Here is a 14,883-nt window from a genome sequence, read left to right on the forward strand (position 1 = left end):
TCTACGCCCGTGCACGCATGTTAAGGGTTACAGAAATAATGGCGAAGAAAGACTATTACGAGATTCTCGGCGTCTCCAAGACGGCGGAAGAACGTGAGATCAAAAAGGCGTATAAACGCCTGGCGATGAAGTACCATCCTGACCGCAACCAGGATCAGGACGCCGAAGCCAGATTTAAAGAGGTCAAGGAAGCGTACGAAGTTCTGACCGACGATCAAAAGCGTGCGGCCTACGATCAATACGGCCATGCGGCGTTTGAACAAGGCGGCATGGGCGGTGGCGGTGGGTTTGGCGGCGGCGGTGCCGACTTCAGCGATATCTTTGGCGACGTATTTGGCGACATCTTCGGTGGTGGCCGCCGTCAACGCGCCAGCCGCGGTTCCGATCTGCGCTACAACATGGAGCTGTCCCTCGAGGAAGCTGTTCGTGGCGTGACCAAAGAGATCCGCATTCCGACGCTGGAAGAGTGTGGTGTTTGTCACGGCAGCGGCGCGAAGCCAGGCAGCTCGCCGGTGACCTGTCCAACCTGTCACGGTCAGGGCCAGGTGCAGATGCGCCAGGGTTTCTTTACCGTGCAGCAGGCCTGTCCGCACTGTCATGGCCGCGGTCAGATCATCAAAGACCCTTGCAACAGCTGCCATGGCCACGGCCGGGTAGAGAAAGCCAAAACGCTGTCGGTGAAAATCCCGGCCGGCGTGGATACCGGTGACCGCATCCGCCTGGCGGGTGAGGGTGAAGCAGGCGAACACGGCGCACCGGCTGGCGATCTGTACGTTCAGGTTCAGGTGAAGGCTCACCCGATCTTCGAGCGTGAAGGCAACAACCTGTACTGTGAAGTACCGATCAACTTCGCGATGGCAGCATTGGGTGGTGAGATCGAAGTGCCGACGCTGGATGGCCGCGTGAAGCTGAAAGTACCGACAGAAACCCAGACCGGCAAACTGTTCCGCATGCGCGGCAAGGGTGTTAAATCGGTACGTGGCGGCAGCCAGGGCGACCTGCTGTGCCGTGTAGTGGTGGAAACCCCGGTTAACCTGAACGACAAGCAGAAGCAATTGCTGAAGGAACTGGAGGAGAGCCTAGGTGGCCCTTCCGGTGATAAAAACAGTCCGCGTTCGAAAAGTTTCTTCGACGGCGTGAAAAAGTTTTTTGATGACCTGACGCGTTAAGCTTCTGTCTCCGTTAGCGTTCTGCATAACCCCGGTGTCAAAACCGGGGTTTTTTATTGACATTCATTTACCAATATCCCTATAAAAAGTGTGATATATATCGTTAATAGATCGGTTTTAACGATGTTTAAAGCATTTATAAACGTATTTTATCGAGCTAAACCGCCGTCTATACTCGTTCCATTACTTTGTATGCGGGGCCCATGTGCTACGCACAGATCTGGAGAGACGTATTGTGACCAACATTATTCGTCAGTTTTTACGTCAGGAGGCCGCGGGCGGTATCATCCTGATAGTCGCCGCGATTATTGCGTTGATCATGGCCAATACCCCGGCTCAGGGGATCTATCACGCTTTCCTCAATTTACCGGTTATGGTGAAGGTGTCTTCACTCGAGATTGCCAAGCCGCTGCTGCTGTGGATTAACGATGGCCTGATGGCGATCTTTTTCCTGGTGGTGGGGCTGGAGGTTAAGCGTGAGCTGATGCAAGGCTCATTGGCCGGGCGCGACAAGGCGGTCTTCCCGGCAATTGCCGCGCTGGGCGGCATGCTGGCACCGGCGCTGATTTACCTGATGTTCAACGGCGCGGACGAGGTGACTCGTCAGGGCTGGGCAATCCCGGCGGCGACCGATATTGCGTTTGCCCTCGGGGTGATGGCGCTGTTGGGTAACCGCGTGCCAACCAGCCTGAAGGTGTTCCTGCTGGCGCTGGCGATTATTGATGACCTGGGCGTGATCGTGATTATCGCGCTGTTCTATACCCACGAAGTCTCGATGGCGGCGCTGGGCGTGGCGGCGGCGGCTGTTGCGGTACTGGCGTTTATGAACTGGCGCGGGGTGGGGAAAACCTCACTCTATATGATTGTCGGCCTGGTGCTGTGGGTAGCTATCCTCAAATCCGGGGTGCATGCAACGCTCGCCGGAGTGATCGTCGGCTTTATGATCCCGCTGAACGTGAAGAAAGGCCCGTCGCCTTCAGAAACGTTAGAGCATGAACTGCATCCGTGGGTGGCCTTTATGATCTTGCCGCTGTTTGCTTTCGCTAACGCCGGCGTTTCATTACAGGGCGTGTCGTTGAGCGGGCTGACCTCGCTATTGCCGGTCGGGATCGCAGCGGGTCTGTTTATCGGTAAGCCGTTGGGCATCTTCACCTTTAGCCTGTTGGCAGTGAAGTTGGGGATTGCCAGGTTGCCTGAAGGAATTGGTTTCAAACAGGTGTTTGCCGTTTCTGTGCTCTGTGGTATTGGTTTCACCATGTCGATTTTCATCGCGTCACTGGCGTTTGGTGATGCGGATGTTGTACTAAGCACCTATTCGCGACTGGGGATCCTGATTGGGTCAACTACGGCGGCGGTGGTCGGGTACGCTCTGTTGCGCATGTCGTTACCAAGGGTCAGATAACCCCTTTAGGGTATCCCCTGTTTGCGGGGACACACTACAATAGCTGGTCGGAGCTGCACAGTATAAAATATGTGCAGCTTCGGCCGTTCTGTTTGGGACGAATGCAGCAACAGGTTGTCTGAAACAGGGAAAGGACATTAGTCGCTCGTCACGGTCGAAAGTTCGCCGCGATGAAATGTTAAGGAGAGCACCTCGTGAGGATGTCGCATATCAACTTTAATCACCTTTACTACTTCTGGCAGGTCTGCAAGGAAGGTTCTGTGGTCGGCGCCGCCGAAGCGTTGTTTCTGACGCCGCAGACCATCACAGGCCAGATCAAAGCGCTGGAAGAGCGTTTGGACGGCAAGCTGTTCAAGCGGCAGGGGCGTGGGCTGGTGCCTTCTGAATTGGGGCAGCTGGTGTTCCGCTATGCCGACAAGATGTTTATGCTCAGCCAGGAAATGCTGGATATCGTCAACTATCGCAAGGAATCCAACCTGCTGTTCGACGTTGGGGTGGCGGATGCGTTGTCCAAGCGTTTGGTGAGCCAGGTGCTGGAAACGGCGGTGGTGGTGGATAATGAGCAAATTCACCTGCGTTGCTTTGAGTCGACGCATGAGATGCTGCTGGAGCAGCTCAGCCAGCATAAGCTCGATATGATCCTGTCAGACTGCCCGGTGGACTCCAGCCAGCAGGAAGGGCTGTTTTCACTCAAGCTGGGTGAGTGCGGCATCAGCTTCTTCTGTCGTCAGCCGGCGCCGGACCTGCCTTTCCCCGCCTGCCTGGAACAGCGCAAATTGTTGATCCCTGGCCGACGTTCGATGCTGGGACGTAAATTGCTTAACTGGTTTAACACCCAAGGCATTCAGGTGGAAATCCTGGGCGAGTTTGACGATGCGGCCCTGATGAAAACCTTTGGCATGTACCACAACGCGATCTTCGTTGCTCCGACGCTGTATGCGCAAGATACCTATAACGACGATGACGTGGTGGAGATTGGACGTATTGATAGCGTGCAGGAAGAGTACTACATCATCTTTGCCGAGCGCATGATCCAGCATCCGGCGGTACAGCGGGTGTGCAACAAGGACTTCTCTGCGCTGTTTGCCTACTAGACCGGGTAGCGCAGACGTAAAAAAACCGGCCTGAGCCGGTTTTTTTTCAAGCAGACAACACGATGCTTATTACAAAGCGTTGATGCGCGCCGACAGGTTTGACTTATGGCGTGCTGCTTTGTTTTTGTGGATCAGGCCTTTAGCAGCCTTGCGGTCCACGATTGGTTTCATTACAGCGTAAGCAGCTTGCGCAGCTTCTTTGTCGCCAGTGGCGATAGCAGCTTCTACTTTCTTGATGTAGGTACGCATCATTGAGCGGCCGCTAGCGTTATGCTTACGACGCTTCTCAGACTGTACGGCGCGCTTCTTAGCTGATTTGATATTAGCCAAGGTCCAACTCCCAAATATATTCTATTGAGGACAATTCGAAGGCCGAGGAATATGCCCTTTTAGCCTGCGTTTGTCAATGAATTTGTGCAAATAAGCGCCGTTTGTACGGGCGGCACTTGCTACGTTGTGATGGCGCAGGATTTTACCAGCTTCGGTCATGGGAATACAGTCTTTCGCGAGAAAATTCACCAATGATTTGCCACGGTGGTCGCAACCCATTGGCCGCAGTCGGTAATCACCCGGATGACGCCGGATAAACTGCGGTTAGGGCGTTTCACCTGCAGATTATCTCCGGTATGGTATGTCTATTACATAAAGGTACCAATCGCGGGTTAACCTTAACCGCTGTACAAGGTATAATCCGGCGATTTCCACTGTTTTGAGCCAGCTATGGAGCTAATTCGCGGCATTCACAATATCCGGGCACGCCACCATGGTTGCGTGCTCACCATCGGCAACTTTGACGGCGTACACCGCGGTCACCAAGCGTTGCTGGAGCAGCTGAAACAAGAGGGGCAACGCCTCGGGCTGCCAGTGATGGTCATGATCTTTGAGCCGCAGCCGCTGGAAATGTTTGCAGCGGACAAGGCACCGGCCCGTCTCACGCGTTTGCGTGACAAGGCTAAATACCTGGCGCAGGCGGGGGTTGATTACCTGCTGTGCGTCAAGTTTGATCCGCGTTTTGCCGCCAACACGGCACAGGCGTTCGTCGCCGACCTGCTGGTGGAAAAACTGGGCGTGAAATTCCTGATGGTCGGGGATGATTTTCGCTTTGGCGCTACCCGCCAGGGCGATTTTCCGCTATTGCAAAAAGCCGGGAAGGAATATGGCTTTGAGGTGATCAGCACGCCGACCTTCCGCGAGGGCGATCAACGCATCAGCAGCACGGCGATCCGCAATGCGCTGCGCGATGACGACCTGGCGCAGGCGGAGACGCTGCTGGGCCACCCGTACAGCATTTCTGGTCGGGTGGTGCACGGCGATGAGCTGGGTCGCACCATCGGCTTCCCGACCGCCAACCTGCCGCTGAAGCGCCTGGTTGCCCCGGTGAAAGGGGTTTATGCGGTAGAAGTTTATGGTCTGGGGCCTGAGCCGCTCCCTGGCGTAGCCAATATCGGCACGCGCCCAACCGTTGCCGGTGTGCGTCAGCAGCTGGAAGTCCACCTGCTGGATGTCACAATGGATCTTTACGGGCGCCATATAGACGTGGTGCTCCGCGCGAAATTGCGCAATGAACAGCGTTTTGCTTCGCTCGATGCCCTGAAGCAGCAAATCGCCAATGATGTGGTGACGGCCCGAAAGTTTTTCGGGTTAAAAACACTGGTTTAATCGTTTACCCTAAACAATTCGAGTGGCATCGTGGCGGCAACCGCGCGAACCCCGATGAGCTTGCACAGGCAAGTGATTCGGGTAAGAAAGGGCAGCCAACAAAGATGCAGCTTGAAGTGTGACGGGTAAATAGCCGAAAACGGAAACGAGAATCTCATGAGTGACTACAAGAATACCCTGAACTTGCCGGAAACAGGGTTCCCGATGCGCGGCGATCTGGCCAAGCGTGAACCTGGCATGCTGCAACGTTGGTATGAACAGGATCTGTACGGGATTATTCGTACTGCCAAAAAGGGCAAAAAATCCTTTATTTTGCATGACGGCCCTCCGTATGCGAACGGCAGCATTCACATTGGTCACTCGGTTAACAAGATTCTCAAAGACATTATTATCAAGTCGAAAGGGATGTCCGGCTTCGACTCGCCTTACGTTCCGGGTTGGGACTGCCATGGCCTGCCGATCGAACTGAAAGTTGAGCAACTGTACGGCAAACCGGGTGAGAAACTCACCGCCGCGGAATTCCGTGTGAAGTGCCGTGAGTACGCTGCTGAGCAGGTTGAAGGCCAGAAAAAAGACTTTATCCGTCTGGGCGTGTTGGGCGACTGGGATCACCCGTACCTGACCATGGACTTCAAAACCGAAGCCAATATCATCCGCGCGTTGGGCAAAATCATCGACAACGGCCACCTGCTGAAAGGCGCTAAGCCGGTGCACTGGTGTACCGACTGCCGCTCTTCGCTGGCGGAAGCGGAAGTGGAATATTATGACAAGACTTCGCCGTCGATCGATGTGGCTTTCCACGCGGTTGACGCGGCTGCCGTGGCGGCCAAATTTGGCGTCACCAGCTTCAACGGCCCGGTTTCTCTGGTGATCTGGACCACCACGCCGTGGACCTTGCCGGCTAACCGCGCGATCTCTTTGCACCCTGAATTTGCTTATCAACTGGTGCAGGTCGAAGGCCAATGCCTGATCCTGGCCGCTGAGCTGGTAGAAAGCGTGATGAAGCGCGCCGGTATCAGCTCATGGACCGTGCTGGGCAGCTGCAAAGGCGCCGATCTGGAGTTGATGCGCTTCGAACACCCGTTCATGGGCTTCGACGTGCCGGCGATCATGGGCGAACACGTCACGCTGGATGCCGGTACCGGTGCGGTCCATACCGCCGGTGGCCACGGTCCGGATGACTTTGTCATCAGCCAGAAATACGGTCTGGAGATTGCCAACCCGGTAGGGCCGAACGGCTGCTACCTGACCGGCACTCATCCGTTGCTGGACGGCAAGTTTGTCTTCAAGGCCAACGATCTGATCGTAGACCTGCTGCGTGAGAAAGGCGCACTGTTGCACGTTGAAAAACTGGTTCACAGCTATCCATGCTGCTGGCGCCACAAAACGCCGATCATCTTCCGCGCAACGCCACAGTGGTTCATCAGCATGGACCAGAAAGGCCTGCGTCAGCAGTCGCTGGAAGAGATCAAAGGCGTGCAGTGGATCCCGGAATGGGGCCAGGCACGTATCGAAACCATGGTGGCCAATCGCCCGGACTGGTGTATTTCGCGTCAGCGTACCTGGGGCGTGCCGATGTCGCTGTTTGTGCACAAAGACACTGAACAACTGCACCCACGTAGCGTTGAGCTGATGGAAGAAGTGGCGAAGCGCGTTGAGCAAGACGGCATTCAAGCCTGGTGGGATCTGGACGCTGCCGATATCCTCGGCGCGGATGCTGCCGACTACGTCAAAGTGCCAGACACCCTGGACGTGTGGTTCGACTCCGGTTCTACCCACTCTTCCGTGGTTGACGTACGTCCTGAGTTCCAGGGCCACGGTGCCGACATGTATCTGGAAGGCTCCGATCAGCACCGCGGCTGGTTTATGTCATCGTTGATGATTTCCACCGCGATGAAGGGCAAGGCGCCATACAAAGAAGTGCTGACCCACGGTTTCACCGTTGACGGTCAGGGCCGCAAGATGTCCAAGTCCATCGGCAACACCGTCAGTCCACAAGACGTGATGAACAAGCTGGGTGGCGACATCCTGCGCCTGTGGGTGGCGTCTACCGACTACACCGGTGAAATCGCGGTGTCCGACGAGATCCTCAAGCGTTCTGCCGATTCTTATCGTCGCATCCGTAACACCGCGCGTTTCCTGTTGGCCAACCTGAACGGGTTTGAGCCAAGCACCGATTGCGTGGCCCCGGAAGACATGGTGGTACTGGATCGCTGGGCGGTGGGCCGTGCACTGGCGGCGCAGAAGGATATCGAACAGGCTTACGCCAACTATGACTTCCATGAAGTAGTGCAGCGCCTGATGCAGTTCTGCTCGGTCGAGATGGGCTCCTTCTATCTGGATATCATCAAGGATCGTCAGTACACCGCGAAGAGCGACAGCGTTGCTCGCCGCAGCTGCCAGACCGCATTGTTCCACATCGCGGAAGCGCTGGTTCGCTGGATGGCGCCGATCATGTCGTTCACCGCCGATGAAATCTGGAGCTTCCTGCCAGGCAAACGTGCGCAGTACGTGTTCACTGAAGAATGGTACGACGGTCTCTTCGGTTTGGCCGAAGGTGAAGGCATGAACGACGCCTTCTGGGCCGAGCTGCTGAAAGTGCGCGGCGAAGTGAACAAGGTGCTGGAACAGGCACGTGCCGACAAACGCCTGGGGGGTTCTCTGGAAGCGGCGGTCACGCTGTATGCTGATACCGAGCTGGCCGAACGTCTTAACAGTCTGCAGGATGAGCTGCGCTTTGTGTTGCTGACCTCGGCGGCGCGCGTTGCTCCACTGGCCGATGCGCCGGCGGATGCACAAACAGCAGAATTGGTGAAAGGTCTGAAAATTGCCTTCAGCACCGCAGAAGGTGAGAAGTGCCCGCGCTGCTGGCATTACACCACCGATATCGGCCTGGTGGCGGAGCATGCAGATCTTTGCGGCCGCTGTGTGATCAACGTAGCCGGTGACGGCGAAAAGCGTAAGTTTGCCTAAATGAGTAAACCAATCTGTTCGACCGGTCTGCGCTGGCTGTGGCTGGTGGTGGTGGTGTTGGTACTGGATTTCGCCAGCAAACAGTGGATCCTCGGTAACTTTGTGCTGGGCCAGTCCCAGCCGCTGATCCCGTCGTTCAATCTGTTTTATGCGCGCAATTACGGCGCCGCCTTCAGCTTCCTCGCCGATCACGGCGGCTGGCAGCGCTGGTTCTTTGCCGGCATCGCCGTCGCTATCGTTGCGGTGCTGTTGGTGATGATGTACCGCAGTCAGGCGCAGCAAAAGCTGAATAATATTGCCTATGCTTTTATCATCGGCGGGGCGCTCGGCAACCTGTTCGATCGCCTGTGGCACGGTTTCGTGGTCGATTTCATCGACTTCTACGTAGGCGACTGGCACTACCCGACCTTCAATCTGGCGGATAGCTTTATCTGCGTGGGGGCGGCGATGATCGTGCTTGAAGGCTTCTTGTCGCCGGCGAGCAAAAGCGCAAAGAGTAAAGGTGAGTAATATGACGGTTCAGGTTAACGGTAGCAGCGCAGTGCTGGTTCACTTTACGCTGAAACTGGAAGACGGTTCGACCGCAGAATCTACCCGTAGCAGCGGCAAACCGGCGCTGTTCCGTCTGGGTGACGGCAGCCTCTCAGCACCGCTGGAAGCGGAGTTGATTGGCCTGCGTGCGGGCGACAAGTGCGCCTTTACCTTGCAGCCGGAAGCCGCATTCGGTGCAGAGAACCCGGACCTGGTCCAGTACTTCTCACGTCGCGATTTCGCGGAGACTGGGGTACCGGATGTGGGCACCATCATGCTGTTTACCGCCGTCGACGGCAGTGAAATGCCGGGCGTGGTGCGTGAAGTTGCGGAAGATTCGATTACCGTTGATTTCAACCATCCGCTGGCGGGCCATCCGGTGAGCTTCGATATTGAAGTGCTGGAGATTGATCCCGTGCAGGAGGAGACGCATGCAAATATTGCTGGCTAACCCACGTGGCTTCTGCGCCGGGGTTGATCGTGCGATCAGTATAGTAGAGCGCGCACTGGAAATTTACGGTGCGCCTATCTATGTACGCCACGAAGTGGTGCATAACCGCTATGTGGTGGACAGCCTGCGCGAGCGCGGGGCGGTGTTTATTGAGGAGATCGGTGAAGTGCCGGATGGGTCGATTCTGATCTTTTCGGCGCACGGGGTTTCCCAAGCGGTACGGGCGGAAGCCAAGGCGCGCGATCTGACCATGCTGTTTGACGCAACTTGTCCGCTGGTAACCAAAGTGCATATGGAGGTGGCGCGCGCCAGCCGTCGTGGCACTGAGGCTATCCTGATTGGCCATGCTGGCCATCCGGAGGTGGAAGGCACCATGGGCCAGTACAGCAACCCGAAGGGGGGCATGTATCTGGTTGAGTCGCCGGACGACGTGTGGAAGCTGCAGGTGAAGGATGAAAGCAACCTGTGCTTTATGACGCAAACCACGCTGTCGGTGGATGACACTTCTGACGTGATCGACGCCTTGCGCAAGCGCTTCCCGAGCATCATCGGGCCACGTAAGGACGACATCTGCTATGCCACGACCAACCGCCAGGAAGCGGTACGGAACCTGGCCGGGGATGCGGACGTGGTGTTAGTGGTGGGCTCGAAGAACTCATCCAACTCCAACCGTCTGGCTGAATTGGCTCAGCGCGTTGGCAAGCCGGCCTACCTGATCGATTCCGCCGCGGATATTCAGGAAGCCTGGTTGAAGAACGCGAGTAACATCGGCGTTACCGCCGGTGCTTCCGCCCCTGACGTGCTGGTACAGGACGTGATCGCCCGTCTGAAAGCCTTGGGCGGCCTTAACGTCCATGAAGTCAGCGGCCGTGAAGAGAATATCGTGTTTGAAGTGCCAAAAGAGCTGCGGGTCGATATCCGGCAGGTTGACTAGGCCACAGTGGTAAATAAATGAACGGGGAGCTTAGGCTCCCCGTTTTGCATTTGTGGATCGGGGGACGGGGGGCAATATTAGATCGAGAGGAAGTAATAGGATGTAATTCAAATTTTCTGTTATTTAAAGTCAAATTTGTTCTGACAATTTGAATTAATGAAAAATGAAGCGCTTATATAGGCAATAATAAAGTTATTAAGACTAATATCATTAGTCTGCAATCTAAATAAAGTCTGGTGTTGGTCAGCAAAGGGCTGAGAGGTTAAATAACTAAATTAATTGTCGTTGCAGACACTGTTTATTTAATTAAGTTCGCAACTGGTTTAAAGAATTTTTCTCCTTTTGCTGCAGATGGATTTTCATATGCTCAAGCAAACGGCGAACTTTTAAAGGTTGGCTGTCCCGTCGCGGCATAATTGCATAGCAATTAATCTCTGGTAATCGCCATTCAGGCAGGATTTCCACCAAATCGCCATTGTGTAATTCACGCTCAACATTGACAAAGAAATTACGGATGATCCCTTTGCCCGCCAGCGCCAGTTCTTTCATGGCCATACCGTTATTGGTAAATAGACGCCCGGTCATTCGTAGCCGATGTTCATCGCCGTTGTGGTGGAGCAGGCGAACAAATTGCGGGTTACCCAAGGGGGTAAAAGTCACCCATTGATGCCGGGTTAACGCTTGTGGGCTCTCGGGAATACCATGTCCCGCAAGGTAGGCTGGTGATGCACATAATACCTCACGAAAGCGCGCAAGGCGGGTAGAAACGTAACTGGAATCAGCCAACACACCGCCACGGATCGCCAGATCAATACGCTGGCCTATCAGGTCGATTTTCTCGTCGTGGATCTCCAGCCTCAGCGTGATGCGCGGGTGTTCATCAAGGAAGCTTTGCAGTGCAGGCACCAGATAGTGGGTGGCGAACTCAGTGGATGTGGCAACGCGTAGCTCCCCACTCAGCTCACCGCGCAGGGCGGCGATACGTTGTTGCCCCCGCTCGGCGGCATGCAGCATTAAAACGCAATCTTCATAAAAACAGAGCCCGGCTTCGGTCAGGCTCAGTGAGCGAGTAGAACGCAGAAGTAATTGAATGCCGAGCTCGTTTTCCAACAGGCGGATATGCTGGCTGACGGCAGAGGTGGTAATGCCTAATTCCTTGGCTGCCATGCTGAACGCGCCGCAATCGACAACTTTAGAAAAAATGGCCATGCGTTTTAGAATATTACTCATAGTTTGTTAAGTTCAACTTAACCAAGATTGTTAATTATACGGGCTAATAATATAGCACCATCTCTTCTATATTGCCTGAAGCAGATAAATATCAGCAGTGAATATTATTCCCTGGTGATGCCTCTTTTTTCGAAAAGTCTTATTGCGTTTGTGAATAAATCACCTGCGCCATAATCTGAACAGGAGTTAATTGTGGACAGTGCCCGTATTGAAAAAATATCGTTAAAGATCCTTCATGAGCTATTGCAATATCGGCGCCGATTCCCAGGGATAGAAACATCAAATTCCGACGAGGAGCGACTGGTCACTCAGGTGCAATTGCCGCGCATCCGGGCATTCATTGAACAACAACGGCGGATTGAGTTTGTACTGCCGGCCTTTCCGACAAAATCACCCAATACTAATAAGGTGATCGGTGCGGTACCCGATATGGCGGAACGCTTATCGTTGATATTCCTTAATTCCCTCTGCCAGCGTATTCAGCTTTATTACCCGCCGGGTGCGCATATTGTCATCTGTTCGGATGGTCATGTCTTCGGCGATTTAATCCGCGTCAGTGACGATGCCATCAACCACTATCAGCGCGAAATTGAAACTCTGCTGCATGAGGTTGGGGCCACGCACCTGAGCGTGTTCAACCTGGGGGACGTGGAAGGGCTGGCGGAACACACCGACGACTACGATTTGCTGCGCCAGTTGCTGGTCGACGGTTATGCCGAATCGGAGTCGGCAATCAAACAACAGCTGATGGAAAGCGAGCAGGGGCTGCAACTGTACCGCGCCATTACCCGCTTCCTGTATGAAGACAGTCAACTGCCGGGCTACAGCGGCTCGAATGCCGCGTTGCAGAAAGACGCCAAGCTGCGGGCCTGCGGCGTGATTCAACGCAGCTGGGCCTGGGGTAACCTGCTGGCTCAGCATTTTCCGGCGGCGATCCGCTTGTCGATCCACCCGCAGCCTGCCGACAGCCTGAAAATAGGCATTCATATGATGCCAACCAAGGACGACTGGTTGACACCGTGGCACGGCGTCGCGGCCAACGTCAACGGACAGTTCGTACTGATGAAACGCAAAGACGCTCAGGAGTTAGAGGGCGAATTGGTGGCGATCCGCGGTACGCCAAGCCATTACCTGATTGAACAACCTCAAGTGGTGTAATGCGCCACCTTACGCCCGCTATCTTGGCGAGCGTCTTTTAACGGCACGGTTGCCGTGTGAGCAGCAAATTTGCTTCAAGGAGAGTCACCGATGGACAATCAACAATTGAACTGCCGTATTGAACTCAATAGCCCCTTTGGCGCCGTATTGACCCCTGAACGCCCGGGGCAATCCATCAGCGAGCTGCCGGTAGCGGCGCTGCGGACGCTGGCACAGCAGCATCACCTGTTGGTGCTGCGCGGCTTCGATTCGGGTTTTACCGATCCGCGGGTATTGACCCGTTATGCCGGCAATTGGGGTGAGATCATGATGTGGCCCTTCGGCGCGGTGCTGGATGTGAAAGAACATCCAGACGCCAAGGACCATATTTTCGACAGCAGCTATGTGCCGCTGCACTGGGACGGCATGTATAAACCGACCATTCCGGAATTCCAGCTGTTTCACTGTGTAGCCGCGCCCTCGCAGGATGAAGGCGGTTGCACTACCTTTGTCGATACCACGCGCCTGCTGGCCAATGCCGATGAGTCGCAGCTGGCTCAGTGGCTGACGGTGTCTATCTCATACCGCATCAAGCAGGTGGTGCACTACGGTGGTGAGGTGTGTTCGCCGCTGGTGGTGACGCACCCGAGCGGTAGTGGGCTGATCATGCGCTACAACGAACCGCCGACAGAAGGGAAGAAATTCCTCAACCAGCATGCGCTGGAATATCACGGGGTGCCGGAAGATCAGCAGGAAGCGTTCCATCAGACTCTGCAACAGCATCTCTACGATCCGCGCCACTATTACGCCCACCAGTGGCAGCAGGGTGATGTGGTGATCGCAGATAACTTCTCGCTGCTGCACGGGCGTGAAGGCTTTACCGCCCGCTCGGCCCGCCATTTACAACGGGTTCATATACAGAGCAACCCGGTATGCGCCAATCTGGCGCTGAAACCGGCCAACGCAGAGGCTTAAGAGTTATGGCACGTATTCTGATGACCGCCGTGGCAACGCCCGGTCACGTCTACCCGATGCTGGGCATTGCCCGGCACCTGATTGCGCAAGGGCACCAGGTTCGGGTGATGACCGGCGCGTTGTTCCGTGAACGTGCGGAGGCGATAGGGGCGAAGTTTGTTGCCTTCGATCCCAAGGTCGATTTCGACTATCGCTATCTCGAGGAACACTTTCCTGAACGCGCTGCACTGCCGCCGGGCAATGTGCAGATGGCGCTGGCGTTGAAAGACTTTTTCGCCGCTCCAATCCCGTTGCTGAATCAACAGTTGCGTACGGTGATCGCCGCCGAGGCTACCGATCTGCTGATGGTGGAAAACTGTTTCTACGGGGTATTGCCGCTGCTGCAGGCGGAAGAACGCCCTCCGGTTATCGGTATCGGCGTAACGCCGCTGTCATTTTCGTCTGAAGATTCCATCTTCTACGGGCCGCGCATTCCTCCGGCGCTGTTGCCGCGGGAGCTACGTCGCGAACAGCTGGTGGATGACGCCACGCGTGCCTTGATTGATGAGGTGCAGCAGAGTTTTGACGCCGCGATGACGCAATCCGGTGGCAGGCCGCTGCACCAACCCTTTAGCGATGCCTTGATTGGCGGTTGCGATCGTTTCTTGCAACTGGCGACCCCTGCGCTGGAATATCGGCGTGACGATTTGCCGGCCGGCGTGCGATTTATTGGCCCGTTGCGCAGCGCCCCGATGCAACTGCCGAGCGAAGCCCTCTGGGATGAGACGGACCAACGGCCGCTGGTGATTGTCAGCCAGGGCACGTTGGCGAATGTCGATCTGCATCAGTTGATTGTTCCGACGCTGAAGGCGCTGGCACAGTTACCGGTACGGGTGCTGGCGACCACCGGGGGGCGTTCGGTCGACGGGCTGTTGGAGCGGCTGCCGGACAATGCCAGAGTGCGGGAGTTTATCTCTTTCGAACGCTGGCTGCCGCAGGCCGCAGTGCTGATCACCAACGGCGGTTACGGCTCAATCAACTACGCGTTGGATCAGGGCGTGCCGTTGATTATCGCCGGTACCGGCGAGGACAAGCTAGAGGCGGCTGCTCGGGTGGTGGCAGCTGGCTGCGGCATTAATCTGCACACCAGCAATCCGGACGAATCGCAGCTGCGCCATGCCGTGCAGCAGATCCTGACGCAACCAGCCTACCGACAGCATGCGGCATGGGTTCAGGCCGATTATGCTCGCCATGATGCGCTGGCGGCGATTGCCGAAGAGGTGGCGGCGTTAACCGCTTAAGTCGCTTTTATCACGGGGGCTTCGGCCCCCATTTTTTGTATTCGGCAG

Annotated in this window: 13 protein-coding genes; 11 read left to right on the forward strand and 2 right to left on the reverse strand. The window is 55.7% G+C overall.

The features are described 5' to 3' along the window. Positions 1-38: 38 nt before the first annotated feature. The 3 genes from dnaJ to nhaR all read left to right on the forward strand — a co-directional run bounded on the left by dnaJ (position 39) and on the right by nhaR (position 3,665). Positions 39-1,169 carry a molecular chaperone DnaJ gene (dnaJ, locus tag M495_RS02800; protein WP_020825148.1) on the forward strand — a complete coding sequence of 377 codons (1,131 nt, stop codon included), beginning with the start codon at positions 39-41 and terminating at the stop codon, positions 1,167-1,169. A gap of 235 nt (positions 1,170-1,404) precedes the next feature. After that, positions 1,405-2,571, forward strand: a complete 1,167-nt coding sequence (nhaA, locus tag M495_RS02805; RefSeq protein ID WP_020825149.1) for a Na+/H+ antiporter NhaA — start codon at positions 1,405-1,407, stop codon at positions 2,569-2,571. Positions 2,572-2,765: 194 nt separating this feature from the next. Further along, on the forward strand, positions 2,766-3,665 hold the full coding sequence (nhaR, locus tag M495_RS02810) for a transcriptional activator NhaR (protein WP_004950031.1): 900 nt from the start codon (positions 2,766-2,768) through the stop codon (positions 3,663-3,665). Positions 3,666-3,734: 69 nt separating this feature from the next. Here the strand turns inward: nhaR and rpsT are convergent, their stop codons facing one another. After that, positions 3,735-3,995 (reverse strand): 30S ribosomal protein S20, encoded by a 261-nt coding sequence (gene rpsT, locus M495_RS02815; protein ID WP_012005147.1) that lies wholly within the window; start codon positions 3,993-3,995, stop codon positions 3,735-3,737. Between the two features lie 390 nt (positions 3,996-4,385). Here rpsT and ribF point away from each other — a divergent pair, with 390 nt between their 5' ends. The 5 genes from ribF (at position 4,386) to ispH (ending at position 10,213) form a co-directional block, all read left to right on the forward strand. Further along, positions 4,386-5,324 carry a bifunctional riboflavin kinase/FAD synthetase gene (gene ribF / locus M495_RS02820; protein ID WP_020825150.1) on the forward strand — a complete coding sequence of 313 codons (939 nt, stop codon included), beginning with the start codon at positions 4,386-4,388 and terminating at the stop codon, positions 5,322-5,324. A 156-nt stretch (positions 5,325-5,480) separates the two neighbouring features. Continuing rightward, complete coding sequence (gene ileS, locus M495_RS02825) at positions 5,481-8,297, forward strand: isoleucine--tRNA ligase (protein WP_020825151.1); 2,817 nt, start codon at positions 5,481-5,483, stop codon at positions 8,295-8,297. After that, a complete protein-coding gene (gene lspA / locus M495_RS02830) occupies positions 8,298-8,807 on the forward strand; it encodes a signal peptidase II (RefSeq protein WP_020825152.1) in 510 nt (169 codons plus the stop codon). It begins immediately after the preceding gene. Between the two features lies 1 nt (position 8,808). Further along, positions 8,809-9,279, forward strand: coding sequence for an FKBP-type peptidyl-prolyl cis-trans isomerase (gene fkpB, locus M495_RS02835; RefSeq protein ID WP_020825153.1), 471 nt, complete (start codon positions 8,809-8,811; stop codon positions 9,277-9,279). Then, positions 9,260-10,213, forward strand: coding sequence for a 4-hydroxy-3-methylbut-2-enyl diphosphate reductase (gene ispH, locus M495_RS02840; RefSeq protein WP_020825154.1), 954 nt, complete (start codon positions 9,260-9,262; stop codon positions 10,211-10,213). Before fkpB ends, ispH begins: the two co-directional genes overlap by 20 nt. A 306-nt stretch (positions 10,214-10,519) precedes the next feature. Here ispH and M495_RS02845 read toward each other — a convergent pair whose 3' ends face one another. Beyond that, the gene (locus M495_RS02845) at positions 10,520-11,443 is read right to left on the reverse strand and encodes a LysR family transcriptional regulator (RefSeq protein ID WP_041414183.1); all 924 of its coding nucleotides are present in this window, start codon (positions 11,441-11,443) and stop codon (positions 10,520-10,522) included. A 192-nt stretch (positions 11,444-11,635) separates the two neighbouring features. On the opposite strand from M495_RS02845, the gene pvcA reads away from it, so the two are divergent. From pvcA to M495_RS02860, 3 genes are all read left to right on the forward strand, one after another. Then, complete coding sequence (gene pvcA / locus M495_RS02850) at positions 11,636-12,601, forward strand: L-tyrosine isonitrile synthase (RefSeq protein WP_041414184.1); 966 nt, start codon at positions 11,636-11,638, stop codon at positions 12,599-12,601. Between the two features lie 90 nt (positions 12,602-12,691). Further along, on the forward strand, positions 12,692-13,555 hold the full coding sequence (locus M495_RS02855; RefSeq protein WP_020825157.1) for a TauD/TfdA dioxygenase family protein: 864 nt from the start codon (positions 12,692-12,694) through the stop codon (positions 13,553-13,555). A 20-nt stretch (positions 13,556-13,575) separates the two neighbouring features. Continuing rightward, positions 13,576-14,835, forward strand: a complete 1,260-nt coding sequence (locus tag M495_RS02860) for a glycosyltransferase (RefSeq protein ID WP_041415210.1) — start codon at positions 13,576-13,578, stop codon at positions 14,833-14,835. Positions 14,836-14,883 lie beyond the last annotated feature (48 nt).

Origin of the sequence: Serratia liquefaciens ATCC 27592 (assembly GCF_000422085.1) — a bacterium.
GTDB lineage: Bacteria > Pseudomonadota > Gammaproteobacteria > Enterobacterales > Enterobacteriaceae > Serratia > Serratia liquefaciens.

Coding starts and splice junctions, on each gene's coding strand:
- ileS (WP_020825151.1), top strand. CDS start 5,481: ATGAGTGACTACAAGAATACCCTGAACTTGCCGGAAACAGGGTTCCCG.
- ribF (WP_020825150.1), top strand. CDS start 4,386: ATGGAGCTAATTCGCGGCATTCACAATATCCGGGCACGCCACCATGGT.
- fkpB (WP_020825153.1), top strand. CDS start 8,809: ATGACGGTTCAGGTTAACGGTAGCAGCGCAGTGCTGGTTCACTTTACG.
- M495_RS02845 (WP_041414183.1), bottom strand. CDS start 11,443: ATGAGTAATATTCTAAAACGCATGGCCATTTTTTCTAAAGTTGTCGAT.
- M495_RS02855 (WP_020825157.1), top strand. CDS start 12,692: ATGGACAATCAACAATTGAACTGCCGTATTGAACTCAATAGCCCCTTT.
- ispH (WP_020825154.1), top strand. CDS start 9,260: ATGCAAATATTGCTGGCTAACCCACGTGGCTTCTGCGCCGGGGTTGAT.
- dnaJ (WP_020825148.1), top strand. CDS start 39: ATGGCGAAGAAAGACTATTACGAGATTCTCGGCGTCTCCAAGACGGCG.
- M495_RS02860 (WP_041415210.1), top strand. CDS start 13,576: ATGACCGCCGTGGCAACGCCCGGTCACGTCTACCCGATGCTGGGCATT.
- lspA (WP_020825152.1), top strand. CDS start 8,298: ATGAGTAAACCAATCTGTTCGACCGGTCTGCGCTGGCTGTGGCTGGTG.